General features: G+C 55.9%; 21 protein-coding genes and 2 riboswitches. Of the genes, 16 read left to right on the forward strand and 5 right to left on the reverse strand.

The window, feature by feature from the left end; genetic code table 11:
• Positions 1-24: 24 nt before the first annotated feature.
• Positions 25-122, reverse strand: a riboswitch (TPP riboswitch).
• Between the two features lie 66 nt (positions 123-188).
• Positions 189-296, forward strand: a riboswitch (TPP riboswitch).
• A gap of 141 nt (positions 297-437) precedes the next feature.
• A complete protein-coding gene (locus tag N879_RS02415; RefSeq protein ID WP_031232068.1) occupies positions 438-1,877 on the forward strand; it encodes a sodium:solute symporter family protein in 1,440 nt (479 codons plus the stop codon).
• A gap of 75 nt (positions 1,878-1,952) precedes the next feature.
• On the opposite strand, the gene N879_RS02420 is transcribed toward N879_RS02415, so the two are convergent.
• The 3 genes from N879_RS02420 to N879_RS02430 all read right to left on the reverse strand — a co-directional run bounded on the left by N879_RS02420 (position 1,953) and on the right by N879_RS02430 (position 4,137).
• Positions 1,953-2,798 (reverse strand): OmpA/MotB family protein, encoded by an 846-nt coding sequence (locus N879_RS02420; protein ID WP_115633629.1) that lies wholly within the window; start codon positions 2,796-2,798, stop codon positions 1,953-1,955.
• Positions 2,799-2,802: 4 nt separating this feature from the next.
• Positions 2,803-3,618, reverse strand: coding sequence for a motility protein A (locus N879_RS02425; protein WP_009454185.1), 816 nt, complete (start codon positions 3,616-3,618; stop codon positions 2,803-2,805).
• Positions 3,619-3,756: 138 nt separating this feature from the next.
• Positions 3,757-4,137 carry a flagellar protein FlhE gene (locus tag N879_RS02430; protein ID WP_009454187.1) on the reverse strand — a complete coding sequence of 127 codons (381 nt, stop codon included), beginning with the start codon at positions 4,135-4,137 and terminating at the stop codon, positions 3,757-3,759.
• 247 nt (positions 4,138-4,384) lie between these two features.
• Between N879_RS02430 and pbpG the strand changes: the two genes are divergently transcribed.
• The 6 genes from pbpG (at position 4,385) to N879_RS02460 (ending at position 9,895) form a co-directional block, all read left to right on the forward strand.
• Complete coding sequence (gene pbpG, locus N879_RS02435; protein ID WP_009454188.1) at positions 4,385-5,389, forward strand: D-alanyl-D-alanine endopeptidase; 1,005 nt, start codon at positions 4,385-4,387, stop codon at positions 5,387-5,389.
• A gap of 10 nt (positions 5,390-5,399) precedes the next feature.
• Positions 5,400-6,314 (forward strand): LysR family transcriptional regulator, encoded by a 915-nt coding sequence (locus N879_RS02440; protein WP_021446610.1) that lies wholly within the window; start codon positions 5,400-5,402, stop codon positions 6,312-6,314.
• Positions 6,315-6,472: 158 nt separating this feature from the next.
• Positions 6,473-7,462: a Bug family tripartite tricarboxylate transporter substrate binding protein gene (locus N879_RS02445; RefSeq protein ID WP_021446611.1), complete on the forward strand. Its 990-nt coding sequence runs from the start codon at positions 6,473-6,475 to the stop codon at positions 7,460-7,462.
• A gap of 44 nt (positions 7,463-7,506) precedes the next feature.
• Entirely contained in the window at positions 7,507-8,457 is a 951-nt protein-coding gene (locus N879_RS02450) for a succinylglutamate desuccinylase/aspartoacylase domain-containing protein (protein WP_009454193.1), read from the forward strand.
• A gap of 128 nt (positions 8,458-8,585) precedes the next feature.
• Positions 8,586-9,479 carry an NRDE family protein gene (locus N879_RS02455; protein WP_009454196.1) on the forward strand — a complete coding sequence of 298 codons (894 nt, stop codon included), beginning with the start codon at positions 8,586-8,588 and terminating at the stop codon, positions 9,477-9,479.
• Positions 9,476-9,895 carry a carboxypeptidase-like regulatory domain-containing protein gene (locus N879_RS02460; protein ID WP_009454198.1) on the forward strand — a complete coding sequence of 140 codons (420 nt, stop codon included), beginning with the start codon at positions 9,476-9,478 and terminating at the stop codon, positions 9,893-9,895. Before N879_RS02455 ends, N879_RS02460 begins: the two co-directional genes overlap by 4 nt.
• On the opposite strand, the gene N879_RS02465 is transcribed toward N879_RS02460, so the two are convergent.
• On the reverse strand, positions 9,882-10,496 hold the full coding sequence (locus N879_RS02465; RefSeq protein WP_039941207.1) for a tRNA-uridine aminocarboxypropyltransferase: 615 nt from the start codon (positions 10,494-10,496) through the stop codon (positions 9,882-9,884). The two genes, N879_RS02460 and N879_RS02465, sit on opposite strands and share 14 nt — an antisense overlap.
• Positions 10,497-10,610: 114 nt before the next feature.
• On the opposite strand from N879_RS02465, the gene imuA reads away from it, so the two are divergent.
• The 5 genes from imuA to N879_RS02490 all read left to right on the forward strand — a co-directional run bounded on the left by imuA (position 10,611) and on the right by N879_RS02490 (position 16,725).
• The gene (gene imuA / locus N879_RS02470; protein ID WP_021446612.1) at positions 10,611-11,348 is read left to right on the forward strand and encodes a translesion DNA synthesis-associated protein ImuA; all 738 of its coding nucleotides are present in this window, start codon (positions 10,611-10,613) and stop codon (positions 11,346-11,348) included.
• Positions 11,305-12,588 carry a Y-family DNA polymerase gene (locus N879_RS02475; RefSeq protein ID WP_009454204.1) on the forward strand — a complete coding sequence of 428 codons (1,284 nt, stop codon included), beginning with the start codon at positions 11,305-11,307 and terminating at the stop codon, positions 12,586-12,588. Before imuA ends, N879_RS02475 begins: the two co-directional genes overlap by 44 nt.
• Positions 12,585-15,782 carry an error-prone DNA polymerase gene (locus tag N879_RS02480; RefSeq protein WP_021446613.1) on the forward strand — a complete coding sequence of 1,066 codons (3,198 nt, stop codon included), beginning with the start codon at positions 12,585-12,587 and terminating at the stop codon, positions 15,780-15,782. The genes N879_RS02475 and N879_RS02480 overlap by 4 nt, the downstream gene beginning before the upstream one ends.
• A gap of 65 nt (positions 15,783-15,847) precedes the next feature.
• Positions 15,848-16,309 (forward strand): GatB/YqeY domain-containing protein, encoded by a 462-nt coding sequence (locus N879_RS02485; protein WP_009454206.1) that lies wholly within the window; start codon positions 15,848-15,850, stop codon positions 16,307-16,309.
• Positions 16,306-16,725, forward strand: a complete 420-nt coding sequence (locus tag N879_RS02490; RefSeq protein WP_009454207.1) for a PaaI family thioesterase — start codon at positions 16,306-16,308, stop codon at positions 16,723-16,725. Before N879_RS02485 ends, N879_RS02490 begins: the two co-directional genes overlap by 4 nt.
• Positions 16,726-16,854: 129 nt before the next feature.
• Here the strand turns inward: N879_RS02490 and N879_RS02495 are convergent, their stop codons facing one another.
• Positions 16,855-17,955 carry an alkene reductase gene (locus N879_RS02495; protein ID WP_009454209.1) on the reverse strand — a complete coding sequence of 367 codons (1,101 nt, stop codon included), beginning with the start codon at positions 17,953-17,955 and terminating at the stop codon, positions 16,855-16,857.
• A gap of 156 nt (positions 17,956-18,111) precedes the next feature.
• Between N879_RS02495 and N879_RS02500 the strand changes: the two genes are divergently transcribed.
• The 4 genes from N879_RS02500 to N879_RS02515 all read left to right on the forward strand — a co-directional run bounded on the left by N879_RS02500 (position 18,112) and on the right by N879_RS02515 (position 21,157).
• Positions 18,112-18,765, forward strand: coding sequence for a potassium channel family protein (locus tag N879_RS02500; RefSeq protein ID WP_009454211.1), 654 nt, complete (start codon positions 18,112-18,114; stop codon positions 18,763-18,765).
• Positions 18,766-18,768: 3 nt separating this feature from the next.
• Complete coding sequence (locus tag N879_RS02505) at positions 18,769-20,136, forward strand: TrkH family potassium uptake protein (protein ID WP_009454213.1); 1,368 nt, start codon at positions 18,769-18,771, stop codon at positions 20,134-20,136.
• Positions 20,137-20,268: 132 nt separating this feature from the next.
• Entirely contained in the window at positions 20,269-20,469 is a 201-nt protein-coding gene (locus tag N879_RS02510) for a hypothetical protein (RefSeq protein WP_223254031.1), read from the forward strand.
• Between the two features lie 13 nt (positions 20,470-20,482).
• On the forward strand, positions 20,483-21,157 hold the full coding sequence (locus N879_RS02515; RefSeq protein WP_009454217.1) for a hypothetical protein: 675 nt from the start codon (positions 20,483-20,485) through the stop codon (positions 21,155-21,157).
• The last annotated feature ends 108 nt before the right edge of the window (positions 21,158-21,265 follow it).

The raw sequence follows: 21,265 nt of genomic DNA on the forward strand, positions 1-21,265 counted from the left end.
GATGTCGACCTGCTTGAGACGCAGGGCCATGGATTCGGACATCCCTTCGCCAGTATGAGCTGGATCAGGTTCGACGGGTTTTATCTCAGCCCTTCCCAAGAAGGACACCCCGTGCCGCAGGCAGACCATAGCATAAATCGGACTCAACCGTATTATTGACATTTGAAAGAAGCTCTCCTACTCTTCTAGCCTGTTCCTGGGGGAGTCCTTAACGGGCTGAGACTCCGCATTCAAGCGGTAACCCTTAGAACCTGATCCGGATCATGCCGGCGAAGGGAAAGGAAACGCGGCCTGGCAGCCTGCCCGCTCTTGTCTATGCGGCGCATTCACAAGCTCACACGCCCCATTTCAATCCCTCCATTTTTCTGCGCCCGGTTCTGGCATCCTGCCAGCCTGGCCGGTTTGTGCCTGTTCAAGCAGGCTTTTGGGGAGATCTCATGCTGGACCAAAGTGCCACCCTCCTGTGGCTCATCGTTTTTTCCGCTGCTTTTGCCTTGGCCGGGGTGCTGTACGCCCGCCACTACAACAGCTCCCTGGAAGACTTTGTGGTGGCTCGCAACAGCCAAAGCTCGGTCGCTACCATTCTGACTTTATTGGCCTCCTCGCTGGGTGCCTGGATTCTGTTCTCGCCCGCACAAGCAGCCAGCTGGGGCGGTTTAAGCGCTGTCATCGGCTATGCCATTGGCTCCATGTCGCCCCGTCTGGCCATGATTCCACTCGGCAAGCGCATGCGCGAATTGCTGCCTCGCGGCCACAGCCTGAGCGAGTTTGTCATCGCCCGCTACGGTCGCCCCATGTATGCGCTGACTCTGGTCATCATGCTGTTTTACATGTTCATCTCCATGACGGCAGAAATCACCGCCATGTCCAAGATGATTACCCTGATTGCCCCGATTCCTTTGTGGGTCACGGCCAGCATTGTGTTGCTGGCCACGCTGATCTACACCTCTTACGGCGGTTTGCGTGCTTCCATCTTTACCGACAAGGTGCAGATGTTTGTGATTCTGCCCATGCTGTTCCTGATCGTGATGTTCGGCTGGCAAGCGGTGGGCGGCCCGGTACAGTTGTTTGACAACGTGAAACTGGAAGCTCCTCGACTGATCGAGCTTAGCGATCCCGTAGGCGTGAAAGCTGGCCTGACGTTCTTTGTCGCCATCTTGCTGACCGGCCTGTTTCACCAAGGTAACTGGCAACGCATCTATGCCGCCAAAGACACCAAGTCCATGCGTCGCGGCTTTTTGTTGGGTGGTTTGTTTGTAGCGCCCTTCATCTTCCTGATGGGCTTGTTTGGCCTGGCCTTTGTTGGTCTGGGCTCGCCCGGTGACAGCTCCGTGGCCTTGTTCAATGTAATTTTGCCGCACGTACCTGTCTGGTTCCTGGTGCTGCTGATTCCGTTAGGCCTGTCCCTGGTCATGAGCAGTGCCGATACCGCAATCAGCGCTGTCTCCAGCCTGATTGCCGTGGACTTGAGCCGCATCATGCCGCATCGCAACACCGCCCAAATGATGAGTCTGGCGCGTTCCCTAATCTGGATTTGCTCCATCCCTGTGCTCTACGCCTCCTCACAAGGCTTTAGCGTACTGTACTTGTTCCTGCTGGCGGACTTGCTGTGCTCGGCAGCGGCCTTCCCGGTTTTCTTTGGCCTGTACAGCCGCCGCTACGATGGCTTTACGGCCACCATCAGCACCATCGGTGGTCTGGTCGCCGGTCTGGCCGTATTCCCGCGCCCCAATGGTCCTATGGATTACTTGCTGGAGTCCTTCCTGCTGGCCGCGATTGTGCCGGTAGTGATCAGTGTTCTGGTCATGCCCTTGCGTCGTCACCTGCCCAAGTTCGATCTAGGCTCTCTGGCTTCCTCCACGCGCGTACTGGACTAAGTCAGACGCGTTGAATTTCGGCTCAAAACAAAAACCCCGGTTTGTATGTTGCAAACCGGGTTTTTTTTCAAAGGCTTATGGGACCGGGCTTTCAGGCTGTGCTTGGGGAGTCTGCACAATAATTTCAACCCGTCGATTCGTCGCACGGCCTTGCGAGGTGCCGTTATCCCCCAAAGGCCGGGTATCGGCATAACCGACAGCGCTCAGTCGCTGGCTGCCAATTCCGTTGGCTTCCATATAACGCACTACGCTACCGGCACGCGCACCTGATAGTTCCCAGTTGGATGGGTAGCGATAACTACGAATCGGCACCGAGTCCGTATGACCTTCAATCACAATAGGATGGGTGGATTTCTGCAGTACGGCAGCCAGTTGGCGTAATACTGTCAAGCCTTCCAGCCCCAGATCCGCACCGCCCGAGTTAAACAGAATTTCGCTATTGATGCGAAAGCTTACGGATTGGTCGTTCATGACCACATCAATATTGTCACCCAAGCCGTCCAGATCCAGACCGTGATTGCCTTTGCCTTGTCCTTCACCCTGACCAGAGTCCGGGAAAAGGCCTGCCCCAGCAGGCAGCAAACCGGCTCCGTCCTTGCCTGCTTGGGCCACGACAGTAGCCCCTCCCTGCCCTTGTCCCTGCGCCGCCGTTTGTGCCCGCTTACCCGCAAAGGACAGCATCACAATCATCAAGACCAGCAACAAGGTCATCATGTCCAGATACGTGGTCAACCAGGCTTCTTCTTCCTCGGGCACCGCCAGCCCTGGATCATTCCAGGGGCGGCTACGACGACGACTGCCCAGATTGCTGGCCAGTTGTTGTTCGATTTTGGCGCCGCGAGCTTGCTCCAGTTCCTTTTGCAAGGCTTTCTGGCGGTCAGCAAGTTCACCCAAAGTCAGGTCCTGCTCCATGTTTCCCATGGGATCAGCCCCGTTCCGGAGCCGGGTCCGCATCATCATCGCGGCCGCCCCGGTCATTGATCTCGTCCTGATACTGAGCCATGAAGGAGTTCAGCGTCTCACGCATCAAGGCCGGGCCACGGCGCTGGCTCATCATGGACACACCTTGCATGATCATGTTCATCAGAACCACACGCTGTTCGGTACGACGCTCCAGCTTCACCGCCACGGGCTTGAAGACCAGATTGGACAGCAGCACGCCGTAGAACGTCGTCATCAAGGCCAGAGCCATTTGCTGACCAATAGACGTAATGTCACCATCGCCCAGCAAAAACATCAGGTTGACCAAGCCAATCAGCGTGCCGACCATACCGAAGGCCGGTGCAAAGCTGGCCATCAAACGGAACAATTGCGCTTCTGCATGTTCACGAGCACGCAAACGGCTGATACGCCATTGCAAAAGGTCTTCAATATCTTCCTGGGGTGCCCGATCAATCACCAGCTGAACGCCGGTTTTCAGAAAAGGGTTGGCCACTTTTTCCAGCGCCTCTTCCACCGCGCGAATATCCCCCATCATCCACAGGCGGGAGATATTGATCAGCTCGTCCATATCCTGCTGGGTATACAGGCGTTCATTGCGCAGCACAGTGCCGATCAGACCAAAAATACGGACAACTTCGCTTAAGGGATAACTGATGAACGTCGCGGCCAAGGTACCTACCAGCACCACGGCCAGACTGGGCAGGTCCACAAACAAGGCGGGATTTTCTGCCGTAAAAAACAAGATCACGGCAAACAGCAGCACGCTGGCTACGATGCCGATCAGAGTAGAGGGGTTCATGCACAAGTCCTGGTTATGGCCCGATGGGCATCAGGACTACATATCGGCAGTACGGCAGGTTTCTTTAGGCCTGGACTTTGAGGTGGATCAAGTACAAGAGTAATTAAATCGTTTATTGGGAGACCGCCTCATTTCAGGCTAGCGCTGGTAATTCACCCGTATCGAGGCCTGCACACGCACAGGCTCTGTGCTACCCGCCCAGCTCCACACCTCATGCACCAGCACAAAGCCAAGACGCGCATCCTGACCGGCAAAGGCCCTGGTACTTAATACCGAACCATTCATGTCCACACAGGAGCCGCCTTGCAAGCACAAACGGCTTTTCAGAATGGCGCGCCCATTGTGGTGATAACTGACTTCCACCTTGCCTATGCTTGAAGCCTGTGCTCGCACCGCCTCTGCAGGCAGGAAGCTTTGCTGGGTGCTGGGCGAGCTGGTGGTGATGGCATTGCTAAGCTGTTCCCCGTCCCAGGCCAAGGAGGCAGCATGACTGGCCAGCGGTAATGAAACCAGGACCATAGAAAGCAGGAATCGATTTAAAAAACTGTTTATAAAAACAGGTTTTTTATTATTTTGGACTTTCAGAAAAAGCATAAGCTGTGTTTTTATACAGATAAAAATAAGTTTCTTAATGATACCGCGCAGACATCTTAATTTTTTTTTAACTTTGAGCCGTAAGATACTAATATAAAGAGGATTTTTTCTGGTAGCATAAGCGCATAAATTCTCTCCGCCCTTCTGTTTCTCGCCTACCGGGAACTGAAAAATGCCTCAGACCAGAACAAATAAATTCATTCGACGTGCGCTATGTGTTTTATTTCTAGCGCCTTTTTCGATTTCGTCCTTTGCGCAGACACTGGCGCTGGCCGAGCCATCCACACTGGATGAAGCCACAGCCGCCATCAGCTACAACGTGCCGCATCTGGTTTTCGAGAAAAACCTGCAGCCTATCAGCTATAGCGAGAACGATAGCCGCCGCGCGCTTAATGCCCTTAAACACGACGCCCTGATTCAGCACGCAGCCCTGCGGTCAGAAATTGCCTTTGTGCAGGATCTGGAATCGTCTACTGTGCTGTACCAGAAAAACAGCGACGCCGTTCGCCCCATTGCCTCCATCTCCAAGCTGATGACAGCCCTGGTCGTGGCTGAATCCGGCCTGCCCATGGATGAAATGCTGGAGATCATCGACGAAGATGTGGACCGCGTCAAATACTCCAGCTCGCGTCTTAGCGTTGGCTCCAAACTGAGCCGTGCCGACATGATGCACCTGGCGCTGATGTCGTCGGAAAACCGGGCTGCCCACGCGTTGGGGCGCAGCTATCCTGGTGGCTTGTCTGCTTTTGTGCGCGCCATGAATGACAAGGCACGTGCCTTGGGTATGCGCAATACGCGTTTTGTAGAGCCTACCGGCTTGTCCAGCGACAACGTATCCAGCCCGCGTGATCTGGTCAAGTTGCTGACGGCCACCAGCCAGCATGCCCGTATCCAGCAATACACCACGAATGATCAATACTCCGTGCAGCCTATACGTGGTCGCCAACTGGTGTTCAACAATACCAATCGTTTGGTGAAAAACGCCAATTGGGATATTCAGGTCTCCAAAACCGGCTTCATCAACGAAGCGGGCGAATGCCTGGTAATGCTGACCAAGATCGAAGATCGTGAAGTGGCTATTGTGCTGCTGAACTCCTCGGGTCGTTACTCGCGTATTGGTGACGCCGTACGTATTCGCGATCTGGTTGAAAAATCCAACGGCCTGGCCATGCTGTAAGACGCCCTTCGTGCCCCAGCTAAAACTGCTTGAAGACTTTGTAACCCTGGCTCGTGCGGGCAGTTTTGTTCGGGCAGCAGAGCAACGCCACGTCACACACCCAGCATTTGGACGCCGCATTCGGGCCTTGGAAACATGGGTAGGCACACCCTTGGTGGAGCGCAGCAGCCTGCCCATCACGCTAACGCCGGAAGGACAGGTGTTTTACAACACGGCCAATCAAGTGCTGGAACAACTGAACCGCGTTCGCCGGCAATTGCAGGCCTCGGATCAAGCCGGACAAGGCAGCTTGCGCATTGCTACCGGCCGTAGCCTGGCACGCACCTTGGTCACGGACTGGGTCAGCCGTCTGCAAAAAGGCAGCCACGCCCCTTTGTCGGCCCATATACCTATCGACATCAGCACCGGCATGATGGCCGATATGGCCAAGCTGTTGGCCCAAGGCAAAACCGACTTTCTGTGCTGTTATGAACACCCGGCCTTGTCAATTGAACTGCTGGCCGAGCAAGTGACGTATATGACCATCGCCACTGACAAATTGGTGCCTACCTGTCAGCGCCGCAAGAACGGCACACCTTTATATGAACTCAATGCCGATAGCGGACGCAGCATTCCTTTGATTTCATATTCAGGCGGCTTGGCCATGGCCCGCATTCTGGGTGACAAGCTGCACCACTTTCCCTATCCCCTGGTCAGCACGGTGCGTTGCGATTCTCTGGATACGGCAATGGGCTCGGTATTGAAAGGCATGGGCGTAGCCTGGTTACCCCAGTCCATGATTGCCAATGAATGTCGTCGCGGCACGCTGGTGCAATTGGGCGGCAAAGGCGACGAGATTGCCTTTGAAGTTCGTCTGTATCGCTCCCGAGCCCCGCTCTCGGATCTGGCAGAGTCCGTCTGGGCCTTCACCCAGCAGGGGCGATAAACGCACAAGCAACCGAAAAAGCACGTCCATGTGCCGCAACAGCACATCGCAAGTAGCCGCAACAGACACAATACCCTTTCATAACTAAGGATAAACAGGCCCGCAGCGCGCACACCGGCCGCTGCTTGGAAACCTATCTATTGAACGGGGAGCACATCATGTCTTTTTCTTTTCCCAAGCGCAGCTTGGTCCTTGGCATTCTGGGCGCCTGTAGCCTCTTGCAAGCCTCAATCAGCCACGCCGACACCTACCCCTCACGCAGCCTGACTCTGGTCGTGGGTTATCCCGCCGGAGGCAGCGTGGATCTGACTGCCCGCCTGTTAGCTGAAGAGCTGAGCAGCCGTTTGGGCCAAAGCGTCGTCGTGGAAAACGCAGGCGGTGCCGGTGGCACCATTGGTGCTCAACGCGTACAACGTGCAGCCGCCGACGGCTATACCCTGCTGCTGGGTTCTACCAACGAGATGATCATCGCCGGCATGATCAACAAAGCCGTGCGCTACGACGGGCAAAAAGACTTCACGCCTATTGGCATGATTGCCTCCCAGCCCTTGTTGCTGGCAGCCTCCAAAGAGTCCGGTATTCGCTCCGCGGCAGACTATGCGCAAAAGCTGCGGGCGGCCAAACCGGAAGCCTTCAGCTTTGGTTCCTCCGGCGTAGGTACTACCTTGCACCTAGCCGGTGAAATGGTGAACGCCTCGACCGGTACCACCGCCATGCACGTGCCCTACCGTGGCGTCCCACCCCTGGTTTCGGATTTGATGAGTGGTCAACTGGATACGGCTTACCTTGTGCTGTCCTCGGGCCTGTCGCAAGCTCGCGCAGGCGCCATCGTGCCTTTGGGCATTACCGAAACCCATGCCTCTCCTGCTGCCCCGGAGATCCCGCCGCTGGCCGATACACCCGGCTTTGAAAAGGTCGACATCAACGTCTGGTTTGGTTTGTATGGCCCCAAGGATTTGCCTGAATCCGTCACCAGCACCTTGCGTCAGGCTCTGGACAGCAGCCTGCAATCGGCCAACTTGCAAGAGAAAATGCAATCCAATGGAGCCACGCTTTACGCACCCGGCATGAACGCGGCAGAGTTCCAGGCCAAAGAGGTCGACAAATATGCTCGTCTGGTCGAACTGGCCAAGCTGCAAGCCGAATAAAACACATGCGCCCCGGCTAGCTGCTGGGGCGCTGGAGTCTTTCCATGCAATTTTCTCTTTCCTTGCCTGACATTCAAGAAGAGCGTCAGGGCAATACCGGTGTCCCTGGACTCTGGTGCCTGGACTCGGGCGAAGCGGGCCGTACCGTAATGATCAGCGCCCTGATTCATGGTAACGAACTTTGTGGGGCCTGGGCCTTGAAAGCCGTGTTGGCCAGTGGCCTGAAGCCCCGTCGTGGCAAGCTGATTCTGGCCTTTTGCAATCTGGACGCCTTTGATCGCTTTGATCCTGAGCAGCACGATGCCAGCCGCTACGTGGACGAAGACATGAACCGCGTCTGGAGCGATCAGAAGCTGGCTCAAACACAGACACAAGAACAGCGTCGCGCACGAGCCATTTTGCCTTGGCTGGAACAAGCCGACTGGTTGCTGGATCTGCACTCCATGCATGAACCCAGCGCCCCCTTGTTATTGACTGGCACCTTGGCACGCAATATCGAGCTGGCTCGTACTCTGGGCGCTCCCGAGCATGTGATTGTGGATAGCGGCCATAAGGACGGCGTACGCATGCGCGATTACGGTCGATTCTCGGACCCTGAAGCACATGAAGCGCGCTCCTTATTATTGGAATGCGGCTTTCATGGCGACCCTGATACACCGGCAATCGCACTGGACCTGATTGCCCGCTTTCTGCTCGCCTCCGAGATTGTGGAAAAAGAGGATTTGCCCTCGGACTGGCGTCGAGCGTCTCCCGATACGCAACGCGTTCTGCAAGTCACCCATGCGATTGTCGCCCCTTCCATGCAAGTCAGTTTCGATCAGAACTGGCAAGGCCTGGAAACCTTGGCCGATGCCGGCACAGCGATTGGACAAGCTGATGGCCAAGCCTGGCTGACGCCCTACGATAACTGCACCTTGGTCATGCCTTCGCTGCGCCAGCTACGTCCGGGTGTCACCGTCGTGCGTCTGGCACAAAACTACGACGCCCTTTCATAGATCGCTTAAATCTGACGTTCAAGCCCTGAATGCCAAGCCTAAAGAGGCATTCTCAATACCGAGAAAAAAAGCGGAACTTGGCGGTACTTTGGCTACCAAAGCCTGCATAGCCATCCTACAATCGGCACATGTGCATCGCTTATATCGCCGTCGGAGTTAATGCAGATTGGCCGCTGATTATTGCCGCCAATCGCGACGAATATCATGCTCGCCCCAGCCAAGCGGCCCAACCTTGGCGGGACGAGCCCGATATTCTGGCGGGTCGGGACCTGCAAGCCGGGGGCACCTGGCTGGGCCTGACACAAAGCCGTGGACGGCTAGCCTTGCTGACCAATTACCGCGAAGCCCCCAGCAACAAAAACAGCAAGCAACGCTCACGCGGCGAACTGATCCCCCAGTTTCTAAGAGACGAGCGCAGTCCCGCCGACTATCTGGAACAACTCGCCCAGGAAGGAGCCGATTACGCAGGCTTCAATCTTTTTGTGCTGGAATGGCCGGACAAGCAACAGCCTTTACGCATGGGCTATTACAGCAACCGTCATCCCAGTGGCAGCCCGCACATGCTGGGACCAGGCGTACATGTTCTGAGCAATGCCTGGCTTAATACACCTTGGCCCAAAAGCCTGTTCCTGAAAGAAACCCTGCAGGCACAACATTTTGATGGCTCGCCACCAGCGGTAGAAGGCTTGTTTCAGGGTTTACGCAATCAGGAAGTCGCAGCCGATGCCGACTTGCCCCAAACCGGCTTGAGTCTTGAGCACGAACGCTTGTTAAGCAGCCCGTTTATTGTCAGCCCCAATTACGGCACCCGCTGCACCACCGTCATCACTATTAATCAGCGCGGACATGGAATGCTGCGTGAACGCAGTTTCAATCCGCAGGCAGAACCGACCCGTCAGCATGACTGGCCGTTGTTGTGGCCCAGCTTTCATCCTGACAGCCAGCCCCACCCCTCTCATAACAGCAACAGGGCCCCTGAGGGCCCGCTTAGCCACCTTACTTCAAGCAAGGAAACCTCATGAGTCCTCGTCTTTCATTGATCGGCATTGCCATGTCGCTGGCCTTATTGAGCAGCCCCATCGTGCACGCCCAGGAACTGCCCCCCAGCCAGTATTACGGTTCAACCGAATACATCAGCGGCGGCATAGGTAGTGATGAAGCCCAACTGTTTCGCATGGTGCGCAACACCTTTCCCTTGTCCGTGAACTTTTCAGCCAACCAGGGTGAGCGCGTCGGCTATATTTCCGATGTGCAGCTGGTTATCCGTAACAGCAACGACCAAACCGTGCTGAACAGCCTGATCGACGGCCCCTACTGCCTGATCCGTCTTGGCCCCGGCAATTACAAGGTATTTGCCACCTACCAGGGCCAGACCCAGGAGCGCCAGGCCACTATTGTTGAAGGCCAGCCCCGCGAACTGAACTTCACCTGGAAGTAGGATAGTTACGCTGATACGTATCCAGGCCCATAGCCTGGATTTGTTCTTCAATCAACTGCTCGAAGGGCCGGAGCAAAGGGCTGAAATCCCGCTCCGGCTCCATAATCTGCATCAGCCGGACAATTGCTTCCAGGGTCGACACAGCCTGCGGGTCGGGCGCTTTACGCAGTCTGTAGCGCGACGCCTGTCCTTCAGGCAATACCCAATACGGCAGGGCTTGCAAAACCGGATTGCTGTGCAAGATCAGGCGTGCCTTGCGCCAGGTGCCATCTGGCACCACGATCAGATCCGGCTTCTCCCCTGGGCCTGTTGAGCCCGCCACCTTGGCTTCTGGTCCCGGAAACAGCAAAACAGGACGATGCGCCTGTGCCAGCCGGGCCTCCAGCCCAGCAAACTGTTCTCCCACCCATAGCTCTGTCCCCTTCAAACCCAAATACGCCAAGCGCGCAGTATTAAGCGCATGCCGGGCTTCGGAATGGTGCTGCAAAATCAGCACAGGACACGCTGCTTCTATCGAAGGGATCAAGGGACACAAGCAACGAGCCAAGGGCCGCTGACACTGTGCACAGCGGCCGGGACGGGTAGAAGGGGAAGAATTCATGCGAGAGCGCCAAACAGAAGGCCACAGTATATAAAAGTTCTGCTTTGAAACAGATGCCTGGTTTGCTGGCAAACAGATTTACTGTATATTTATACAGCAATCAGGAGCATACCTATGGCAAGCGCACTTCGTTCCCTTTTAGATCTTCACCCTTCCCTTTGGACAGGCAAGCATTATGCGCATGCCGCAGGCACTTGCCTGCCCAGCGGGTTTGCCGCCCTGGATGACGAACTGCCAGGAGGCGGCTGGCCTGTGGGCAGTCTGATCGAACTGCATGCACAGCAAGACAGCAGTGCCTTGTCCTTGTTGTTGCCAGCCTTGAATACGCTGCAGGCAGAGCGCTTGCGTGTTTTAGTCGCCCCGCCCTATCAACCCATGCAACAACTGTGGCGTGGTACTCCTGTTACGAACAAGCAAAACAGCTCATCAGAAAACGCCTTGCCCGCCCGCATGCTCTGGATACGCAGCCAGCACCTGAACGATACTTTGTGGGCCAGTGCCCAGGCCTTGCGTCACGGCCACTGTGCGGCTGTGCTGAGCTGGCTGCCTGCCCATGTGCCTTTAGCGGCCTTGCGTCAACTACAGCTATTAGCCAGCCATAGCGACAGCCTGTTTTTTTGTTTACGTCCGGCGCACAGTCAGACCAACAGCCCCGCCCTTTTGCGTCTTGAACTTCAGACTCGCCAAGACCAGCAGGGGCAGCCCTGGCTGGATGTTCATATCCGCAAACGACGGGGGCCTCCGTGCAAGGACAGCATTGCTTTGGCCCCTCACCACACCCTGATGCCGCCAGCGGCCATTCCGTCTCATGTACCTGTGCCTGCGACTGCCCCAGAGCCTGCTTACGCCTGAGGCCAGCCCAAAACAGCAGAACGGTATTCAAGCCGTTCTGCTGCGCTACAGCCCCCAGCTGGCACAGGTTCAAGCCGATTTATGGGTACTGAATATCAGTGCCAGCATCCGGCTGTTTGGTGGTTTGCGCCGTCTGTACCAACAGGTCCGGGCTGACTTGCAAGCCCTTATTCCCGAGCCCTGCCTGGCCCTGGCACCCACTGCCCGTGCGGCCTGCTTGCTGGCTTTGTCCGGACGCAAGCAGCGTCGTTGTGCACGACGTTTGCAGGCCTGTCTGAACTCGCTTCCCATCCACTTATTGGCTCCGCCTGCCGACCAGCTGCAATGGTTGCATAGTCTGGGCTGCCATACCCTGGGCCAGTTGCACCAACTCCCCCGCGATGGCCTATCCCAGCGCGGGCTGCGTGCCCTGCTGTTGCAGTTGGACCAAGCCTACGGCACACAAAGCTGGGCGCTGGAATGGGTGCATGCCGCCCCGCAATTTACAGACAAGCTGGAAATGGATACACCATCCAATAACAAACCCACCGTCTTGCGGGCCGTAAATCGCCTATTGATCAAGCTGGAGGCCTGGTTGAATCAGTACCAGTTGGCTTGTGGACGTCTGGAGCTGGTACTACGCACGGAAAGATACAAGGACTACCCCACGACCACCCGCCTGGAGTTGCAAATGGCCCGGTCCTGCTGGCGTAGCCAGGACTTTTTGCCCGTATGGCAAGAACAGTTCCAGCAACTGCAATTACAGGCGGCCGTACAGAGCATGGTGCTGCAGGCACAGCAACTACACCCGCGCCAAACTCATGCCAGCAGCCTGTTTCCCGATGCGCGTCATTGGCAAGAGCAGGATCAACAACTGTTGGAGCGCTTGCAGGCCAGGCTGGGGGCTGAACAGATTTTGACACCTGCCGCCCAAGCCAGCTATTTGCCTGAACAGGCGAATCAATGGCTCCCCTTGTCCCGCAGCCAGCCCCCCGATGCGGACCGTCCGGCTTTGCAACGTCCATGCTGGATGCTGGACCCGGCTCAGCCCTTACAACACGATCAGCAATCCCCGCTTCTGGATCAGCAGCGCTTGCGCTTGGTCCAGGGTCCAGAACGGGTACAGACAGGCTGGTGGAGCGGCACCGGGCATCAGCAGCGGGACTACTTTATTGCCCTGTGTCCGCAGGGGCGTTTGTATTGGGTTTATCGGGACTTGAGCCAGGAGCATGCCTGGTATCTGCACGGAGTCTTTGGATGAAACCCCATATAGACCTGCTGTATTCCGAGCTGGACTGCCTGTCCAATTACAGCTTCTTGAATGGCGCGTCCCACCCCGAGGAGCTGATCAGCCGCGCTGCCGAATTGGGCTACAAGGCGCTGGCCTTATGCGATTACGCCTCCATGGCCGGTGTGGTGCGCGCTTATGCGCAGGCCAAGTTGCATCCGGAAATTCGTCTGTTGGTTGGAAGTCGGTTCCGCTTTACGGGGGGTTGGGACAATCAGCGCCCACAAGTCGCCAAGGCTGAGACAAGAACCTGCAACGGCACTCAAACCCATGAGCTGCTGATTCTGCCGCGCAACAAGGAAGGCTACGGCAATCTCTGTCAATTCATCTCGCACCTGCACCAATCACTGGACTTGAAGCAGGAAGCCTCGATTGACTGGTCTTTTTTGCAACAAGCCCGCCAAGGTTCCCAACAACAGGTTCTGCCAGACTGTCTTGTCATCTACAAGCCGGCCTATGGCTTGGATAGCGAGCACATCCGTCTTCAAACACAGCATTTGCTGGACCTGTTTGCAGGCCGACTGTTTTTAGGCATCAGTCTGCATAGGCGCGATCAGGACATGCAGCATTTGCGCGCCGTCAGGCTGGCAGCGCAGGCATGTGGATTGCGCTGTGCCGCGTTGGGCGGCGTCCATATGCACGTGCGCTCTCGCCAGCCTTTGCACGATACTTTGGCAGCCATACGCCTGAAAACACCTGTGCAAGAATGTGGCTGGTCCCTGGCCAGCAATGCAGAACATCACTTACGCAGTCGTTTCCAACTGGCCAATCTTTACCCGGCCGAACTGCGTGAGACCACCGATCACATCCAGGAGCTATGCCAGTTTTGTTTAAGTGAAATCAAGTACGAGTACCCGGTCGAGATTGTCCCGCCCGGTCTCAGTGGCATTGAGTATCTGCGACAGGAAACCGAGCGTGGCGCGCAAAAGCGCTACCCCAAAGGGATTAGCGACAGCTTGCGCACGCGCCTGGAAGAGGAACTCAGCCTGATTGCAGACCTTCAATACGAGTCCTACTTTCTGACTTTGCATGACATCGTCAGTTACGCGCGCAGTCAGGGGATTTTGTGCCAGGGCCGAGGCTCTGCCGCCAACTCGGCCGTGTGCTACTGCCTGGGCATTACTGAAGTTGATCCTGCCAGCAGCCATACCTTGTTTGCGCGCTTCATCAGCCGCGCACGGGCTGAACCGCCCGATATTGATGTGGACTTCGAGCACCAGCGTCGCGAAGAGGTTATTCAATACATTTACCGCAAATATGGCCGGCAACGAGCAGCCTTAACAGCGGTGATCACCACCTATAGACGCCGCAGCGCCTTGCGGGACACCGGCAAGGCGCTAAGCATTCCTTCCGCCTTGATCGAGGCCTTGATTCAATGCGACCGTGCCTGGCTTAAAGACAGCCACATTCAGGATGAAGTCCTGGCACGCTTTCCCGAATGCCCGCCAGAGCAAGCGCATCAATGGTTGTCCTTGACCCGCCAGCTGATGGGCTTTCCACGTCACCTGTCCCAGCACCCTGGCGGTTTTGTAATTTCACAAACACCCTTGCACAGGCTGGTGCCGATTCAAAACGCCGCCATGCCAGGGCGCAGCGTTGTGCAATGGGACAAGGATGATCTGGATGTGCTGGGTTTGCTGAAAGTCGATATTCTGGCCTTAGGTATGTTGAGCGCCTTGCGTCGCTGCCTGGACAGTATCAGTCAGCAAAAAGGCAAACCATTCCGCTTGCAGGACATCCCTTTGCAAAGCGCCAAAACCTTTCGGATGATACGGCGCGCTGACACCATAGGCGTGTTCCAGATCGAGTCCCGCGCCCAGATGAGCATGTTGCCGCGCCTGCGTCCCAAATGCTTTTACGACTTGGTGGTGCAAGTGGCCATTGTGCGCCCCGGCCCCATTCAAGGGGGCATGGTGCATCCTTATCTGGAACGCCGTCGCGACCACAGCAAAGTCGACTACCCTGCCCCCGAAATCCGCCATGTGCTGGAACGCACCCTGGGCGTGCCTATTTTTCAGGAGCAGGCCATGGAACTGGCCATGGAGGCGGCGGGTTTCTCGGCTGACAAAGCGGACGCCTTGCGGCGGGCCATGGCGGCCTGGCGTCGTCGTGGCGGTTTGGGGCCTTTTGAACAAGAGCTGCTCGATGGCATGGCTGCCAAAGGTTATGCCCCCGAATTTGCCCAGCGCCTGTTCGATCAGATCAGCGGTTTTGGGGAGTACGGTTTTCCGGAAAGTCACTCGGCCAGTTTCGCCAAACTGGCCTGGTTCAGCGCCTATCTGAAAGCACGTTACCCGGAGCACTTTCTGACGGCCTTGCTGAACTCTCAACCCATGGGTTTTTACGGCCCCAGCCAATTGGTCCAGGATGCACGCCGTCACGGCGTTCAGGTCTTGCCTGTTGATGTGCAATACAGCCTGTATGACAGCCACGTGTGTTCCGAGCTTGGCGGCCCGCCTCAGGTACGTCTGGGCCTGCACATGGTCAAAGGCTTGAGCGAGCAAGGCGCCCAAGCCATCGTGAGTTACCGGCAAAGCCACCCGGACCGTACGCTGAATCTGGCCTGCTTGCGCCAGGAACTGGCCCTGTCAGCCCACGATCAGCAAGCGCTGGCCCAGGCCCATGCTTTACGCAGTGCTTATAGCCAACGCCGCCACAGTGTTTGGGATGCCCGACGCCCCAGTCAGGCAGGATTGCTGAGCCATGCTGAAACGCCGGAGCACACCCCGGATTTGCCACGAGCCAGTGTGGGGCTGGAAGTGTTAAGTGATTATCAGGCCGTGGGCTTGAGCCTGAATCGTCACCCCCTGTCCTTGCTACGCACACAGTTGTCCCCCTTGCGATTCTCCACCGCAGAACAACTCAACCAAGCCTGCCCGGATAGGCGGCTGGCACGGGCCTGCGGGCTGGTGACCACCCGCCAACGCCCCGGCACCGCCAAAGGCACCGTATTTGTAACGCTGGAAGATGAAACCGGCAGTGTCAATGTCATCGTGCGTGAAGAGTTGGCGCAGGCGCAATCTCAGGCCTTGCTTCACTCTCGCCTGCTGGGTGTCTATGGCGTCTGGCAACGGGATGGCAGCGTTTGCCATTTAATTGCCCGCCGTCTGGTATCCATGAATCACCTGATTGGTGATCTGGTCGCACGCAGCCGGGATTTTCAATAATCGGATTTTTCCCTACCCCCGCCCTGCGTTAAACTAGGGCTTTGCCCGTTCAACCAGGAACCACCATGAGTCAAACACTCAAAACCCGTTTAGCTGAAGATATCAAAACGGCGATGCGCGCTCGCGATAGCGGACGCCTGGAGACCTTGCGTTTTCTGCAAGCCGCGATCAAACAACGCGAAGTGGACGAACGTACCGAGCTGGGCGATGCTGAAGTAAGCAGCATCATTGAAAAACAAGTCAAGCAACGCCGCGAATCCATCCAGGCTTTTGAATCTGCTGGCCGTACCGAAAGCGCCGAGAAAGAAAAATCCGAATTGCTGATTCTGCAGGAATACCTGCCACAGCAAGCCGATAGCGCCGAAATTGATGCGACCATTGCCGATGCGATTACCCAGGCTCAGGCTGACGGCGCTCAAGGCCCCGCATTGATGGGCAAGGTCATGGGTCTGGTGAAAGCCAAACTGGCTGGCCGTGCCGATATGTCCCAGGTTTCCGCTCAAGTGAAGCAAAAGCTGAACCCATGAAGCATTTGCAGGCCGAACTGGCGCAGCCCAAACAGGACTTTTTCGGCACACATATCCCCCTGATGCAGCACCTGGGCCTGCAAACCGTTAGCAGCACCGAGCAGGAAGTGATTACTTTTCTGCCCTGGCAAGCCTGTAATGCCAACTCCCGTGCCGATGTGCACGGGGGCACCTTGATGGCGATTCTGGATTTCACCCTTAGCGCCGCCGCACGGGCACAACGTCCTGGCTCAGGGATGGCCACCATAGACATGAACTCGCAGTTTTTACTGCCTGCTCGTGGCGATGTCTGGTTCAAGGCCCAATGCCTGTATCTGGAAGGCGATACCGCTTACTGCGAAGGTGGCGGGTATGACGAGAAGGAACGCTTGCTGGTTAAAGCGGCAGCCACTTTTCGAGTGGTGCGCGGTAGCTGAACACCAGGTGCAATACACCTTGGAAAGTGGCACGCTGCCCCAAACTGCTACCGATCTACAATAAAGCCCATTAAAAAAGCCCGTATCAAACGGGCTTTTTTATTTCCACCTACTTAATCACAGGCAAGCTTAATGCGCCTGCAAATCCTCACCCACAGGCTGATCCCATTCCGGGTTGGATTTCAAAAATGGATAATCCGTATAGCCTTTAGGCCCCTGGGTGTAAAACGAATCCCGATCCCAGCCATTCAAGGGCGCACGCAACTGCAAACGCAAGGGCAAGTCCGGATTGGACAAAAAAGCCTTACCGAACGACACGGCGTCTGCCATGCCTTTGGATAAAGTGGTCTGTGCTGTCGGCAAATCGAAATGTTCATTAGCGATAATCGCACCACCAAACTGGCATTTGATCATGGGCAACAAGCTGTCCGAAGCCGGGCTTTCGCGCAGGAACAAAAAGGCAATATCACGGCGATCCAGTTCGCAAGCCACGTACGAGAACAAACGGGCCGGATCGGAATCCTTCATGCCATGCAAGCCACCACGTGGGGACAAATGCACACCGACTCGGCCAGCACCCCAAATGGCGACACAGGCGTCCACAATCTCCAACAGGAAACGAGCCCGGTTTTCAATTGAACCACCATACGCATCCGTGCGGGTATTGGAGCCATCATGCAGGAACTGGTCGATCAGGTAGCCATTGGCACCGTGTATCTCCACTCCATCAAAGCCGGCGCTCAGCGCGTTTTGAGCGGCAACGGCAAAGTCGTCCACAATATCGGCAATTTCTTCACTGCGCAGGGCACGCGGCACCACAAAAGGACGTTCCGGGCTTAAATGGCTGACCATGCCCTCACAGGCAATTGCGCTGGGCGCAACCGGCATTTGGCCATTCAGAAATTCCGGATCAGACACACGCCCCACATGCCACAACTGCAAGACAATACGGCCACCCTTGGCATGGACGGCTTCGGTAATCGTGCGCCACGCATCTACCTGTGCACTACTCCAGATGCCCGGCGTGTGGGCATAGCCCACACCTTGCGGCGATACCGAAGTGGCTTCGGCTACAATCAGCCCCGCGCTGGCCCGCTGGCAATAGTACATACGCATCAAATCATTGGGCATACGGCCCTCGGAGGCGCGTGCGCGTGTCATGGGCGCCATGATGATGCGGTTCATGAGTTCAATATCACCCAGTTTGATTGGATCAAACAAACTAACCATTGTTTTACACTGTCCACTATTGATGTTTCCGCCAGGGCTTGAACGACACGCGCCCAAGGGAATACCCGATAAGGGTTTTTACCAGATATGTCTTTATACCATCAACGCTTAATTTGGCTTGAAATTGTTTCAAGCATCAAACGGATCAAATAAGCTATGGCACAGTTCGCCGTCATAGGATTAGGCCGCTTCGGTTCGGCCTGCGCCCTGGAACTCATGAAAATGGGCCACTCCGTACTGGGAGTGGATACCAATCCGAAACTGGTCAACAAATATGCGGACCAATTAAACCGTGCCGTCATTGCCGATGTCACTGACCGCCAGGCTCTGGAAGAGCTGGGGCTGGACAATTATGACGTAGTTCTGGTTGCGATTGGAGCTGATATTGAATCCTGCCTGGTTTGCGTGGTTCACCTGAAAAGTTTTGGTGTGCCGACAATCTGGGCCAAAGCCATTTCCCATACCCAGCATTTGATTCTGGCCAAGATTGGTGTGAACCGGATTATTCACCCCGAAGAAGAAATGGGCATACGAGTCGCCCAAATGCTCAGCTACCCCATGGTCAACGATTACATTTCCCTGGGTAACGGCGATTATGTTGTGGAAGTCACCGCCAGCGACAATATGAACGGCCAGACCATCAAGGACATATTGCGCGAGCAAATGGCCGACGTGCAGGTCCTGCTGGTCAAACGTCGTGGCCAAACCACCATCCAGCCCGATGCTGATTTTGCCCTGCATGCCAAGGATCTGCTGATCCTGCTTGGACAACTGCAAGCACTTCGTACCGCCGCCCCCAAATTGGTCTGATGTATGCGCAATTGGCTGCCTAATAGTCTGACTCGCCGTCTTGAGGTCAATCCTCATACCCGCACCCTGAGCGCCAGCCCGCCACTGGTGCTGGCGCTGGGTTTTATGGCCCTGATTATTCTGGGCGCGATTTTGCTGAGCCTGCCACAAGCAGCTACGCCCCGGCTGGGGATTTTTCAGGCGCTGTTCATGGCTACCTCGGCCGTCACTGTCACGGGCCTGGCGGTCATTGATCCGGCAACAGACTTGACGCACTTTGGGCAAATTGTGCTGGCGCTGCTCGTGCAAATTGGCGGTATGGGCTTTGTGACCTTTGCCGTGATTGCGGCCATCACCATGCACAAACGCATCAGTGTCAGCCAGCAGGCACTGGCACTGGAGGCTTTTAATCAAACCAGCGTGTCCCGCATCCGCAGTACAGCCTTTCAAGTGTTCAAGATTGCTGCCCTGATTGAGCTGATCGCCGCCGCCATTCTGTTTCTGCGATGGACCATTGATTTACCGTGGACCACAGCCCTTTATCGCGCCTTGTTCCATGCGGTCACGGCTTTCAATAATGCGGGCTTCTCGCTATTTCATGACTCCTTGATCCCCATTTCCGGGGATTTCGTGTCAGTCATGACTTTATCCGGCCTGATTATTTTGGGCGGGATTGGCTTTACCGTACTGGCCGACGTAGGCCAGAAAAAACGCTGGCAAACACTTTTGCCGTACACAAAGCTGATCCTGATCGGAACACTCATCCTGAACCTGATTGGTTTTTTCAGTCTCTGGGCGCTGGAATTCACGAATCCAAATACGTTGGGCATGCTGGGCCTGGGCGATCAGGCGCTGGCCGCCTGGATGCAGAATGCGGCCACCCGTACCGCGGGTTTTACCACCATGGACATTGCCAGCCTGCGCGACAGCACTCAGTTGACCCTGATTGTGCTGATGCTGATTGGTGGCGGCTCGCTCAGTACGGCCAGCGGTATCAAAATCGGCACCTTGATTGTCTTGCTGGCGGCGGTACGCTCCTACATCCGTCAACGCGAAGAAGTGGTCTTGATGGAACGCAGCGTGGCTCCAGAAACCGTACAGAAAGCCCTGGCCCTTTTCCTGATTACCGGCGCACTGTACTTCATCAGCGTCTTGCTGCTGACCTTGTTTGAGGACATGCCCATTACCAGCCTGCTGTTTGAAGCCGCGTCGGCCTTGAGTACCACCGGCATGAGTCACGGCATTACCCACAAGCTGTCCACGCCTAGCCAGATCCTGATCATGGTGCTGATGTTTGCAGGCCGACTCGGGCCTCTAACCTTGATTTACTCGCTGGCCACACGCAAACGCAGCCGTATTCGCTACCCGGAAGGCAACTTCCAAGTGGGCTAGACCTGTCGCTAAACCACAGATATACAAGAAGTTTTAAGAAAAACGACTATTGTCACCGAATTTTGGTATGGTTAATGGATGTAAACATCGAACAACTACTGATCAGGATGCAGGCTTATGGATCACAGGAAGATGGCTACTTTAACCAAGCGCGCTGGCACCGGGCTTAGCGCGCTTTGCCGGGAACTGACCAGCCGTGGGATTAGCTACCACCCGCTGGTCGAAATGTATCAAAGTCAAATGGCCGTTATTGGTTTGCTCAGTGACGAAGTTGTCGCCCTGCGCAAAGAGCTGGACGATCTAAAAAAAGTAGTTAAGAAAAACGGCTCATGAGCCGTTTATTTTTTTGCCTGCGATTAAGGCCCCCATTCCCCTGCCTACACCTCTTGAAGTGGCCCTGTTCACATCCATGACTGTCACCCTGCCCCGTTTTTGGCTGTGCGCCGCTTTAGCCTTGTGTTCTGCCACTGCCTACAGTCAAAACGATCGGGTTCTATCTACACAAAAGCAGCCAGGCTCCCTTCCCGGCATTGCGCCTATCCCGCCTGCGGCCCCCGTTCTGAACTACGGGACGACCTTGTTCACGCCCGACTATCAGGGTGTGCGCCTGCATACTTACCTGGATGAATGGCAGCGTCAGACTCAGCTGGACTCCGGGGAACTGGCGACTCCGGCGCGTCAGGACAATCTGTTTATCGTCTTGCACTACCGCTACACCAACACCAGCCCACGCCCACTGAGCCCGCAGATCCATCGGCCACGCCTGTTTCTGGTTGACCCTTCAGGCCAGAAAGTAGCGCCCAATCAGCGAGCGACACAGGACTATCGCTACGCTCATGATCTGGACACGGTTGGCCCTGACAAAATCAACCCCTTGGTGAGCGTTTCGGATGTCGCAGTCTTTGAGATCAGCCCAGCCTTGTTTGATGCCACTCGCTGGCACTTTATGATCCAGGAAGGCCAGGCTATCCGCATTCCTTTGACGGTTGTCCCTGAAAAACCGTCTAAAAACGCTGAATAAACATAATAGACGCCCCCTCCATACCAATAAATCATTAAACTCTGCGCTCAGACAGACCCGTCTTATAAACAGGCATGGAATAATACGGGGCCATATAAGCGAAATTAA

It is taken from the genome of Alcaligenes sp. EGD-AK7 (assembly GCF_000465875.3).
GTDB lineage: Bacteria > Pseudomonadota > Gammaproteobacteria > Burkholderiales > Burkholderiaceae_B > Alcaligenes > Alcaligenes phenolicus.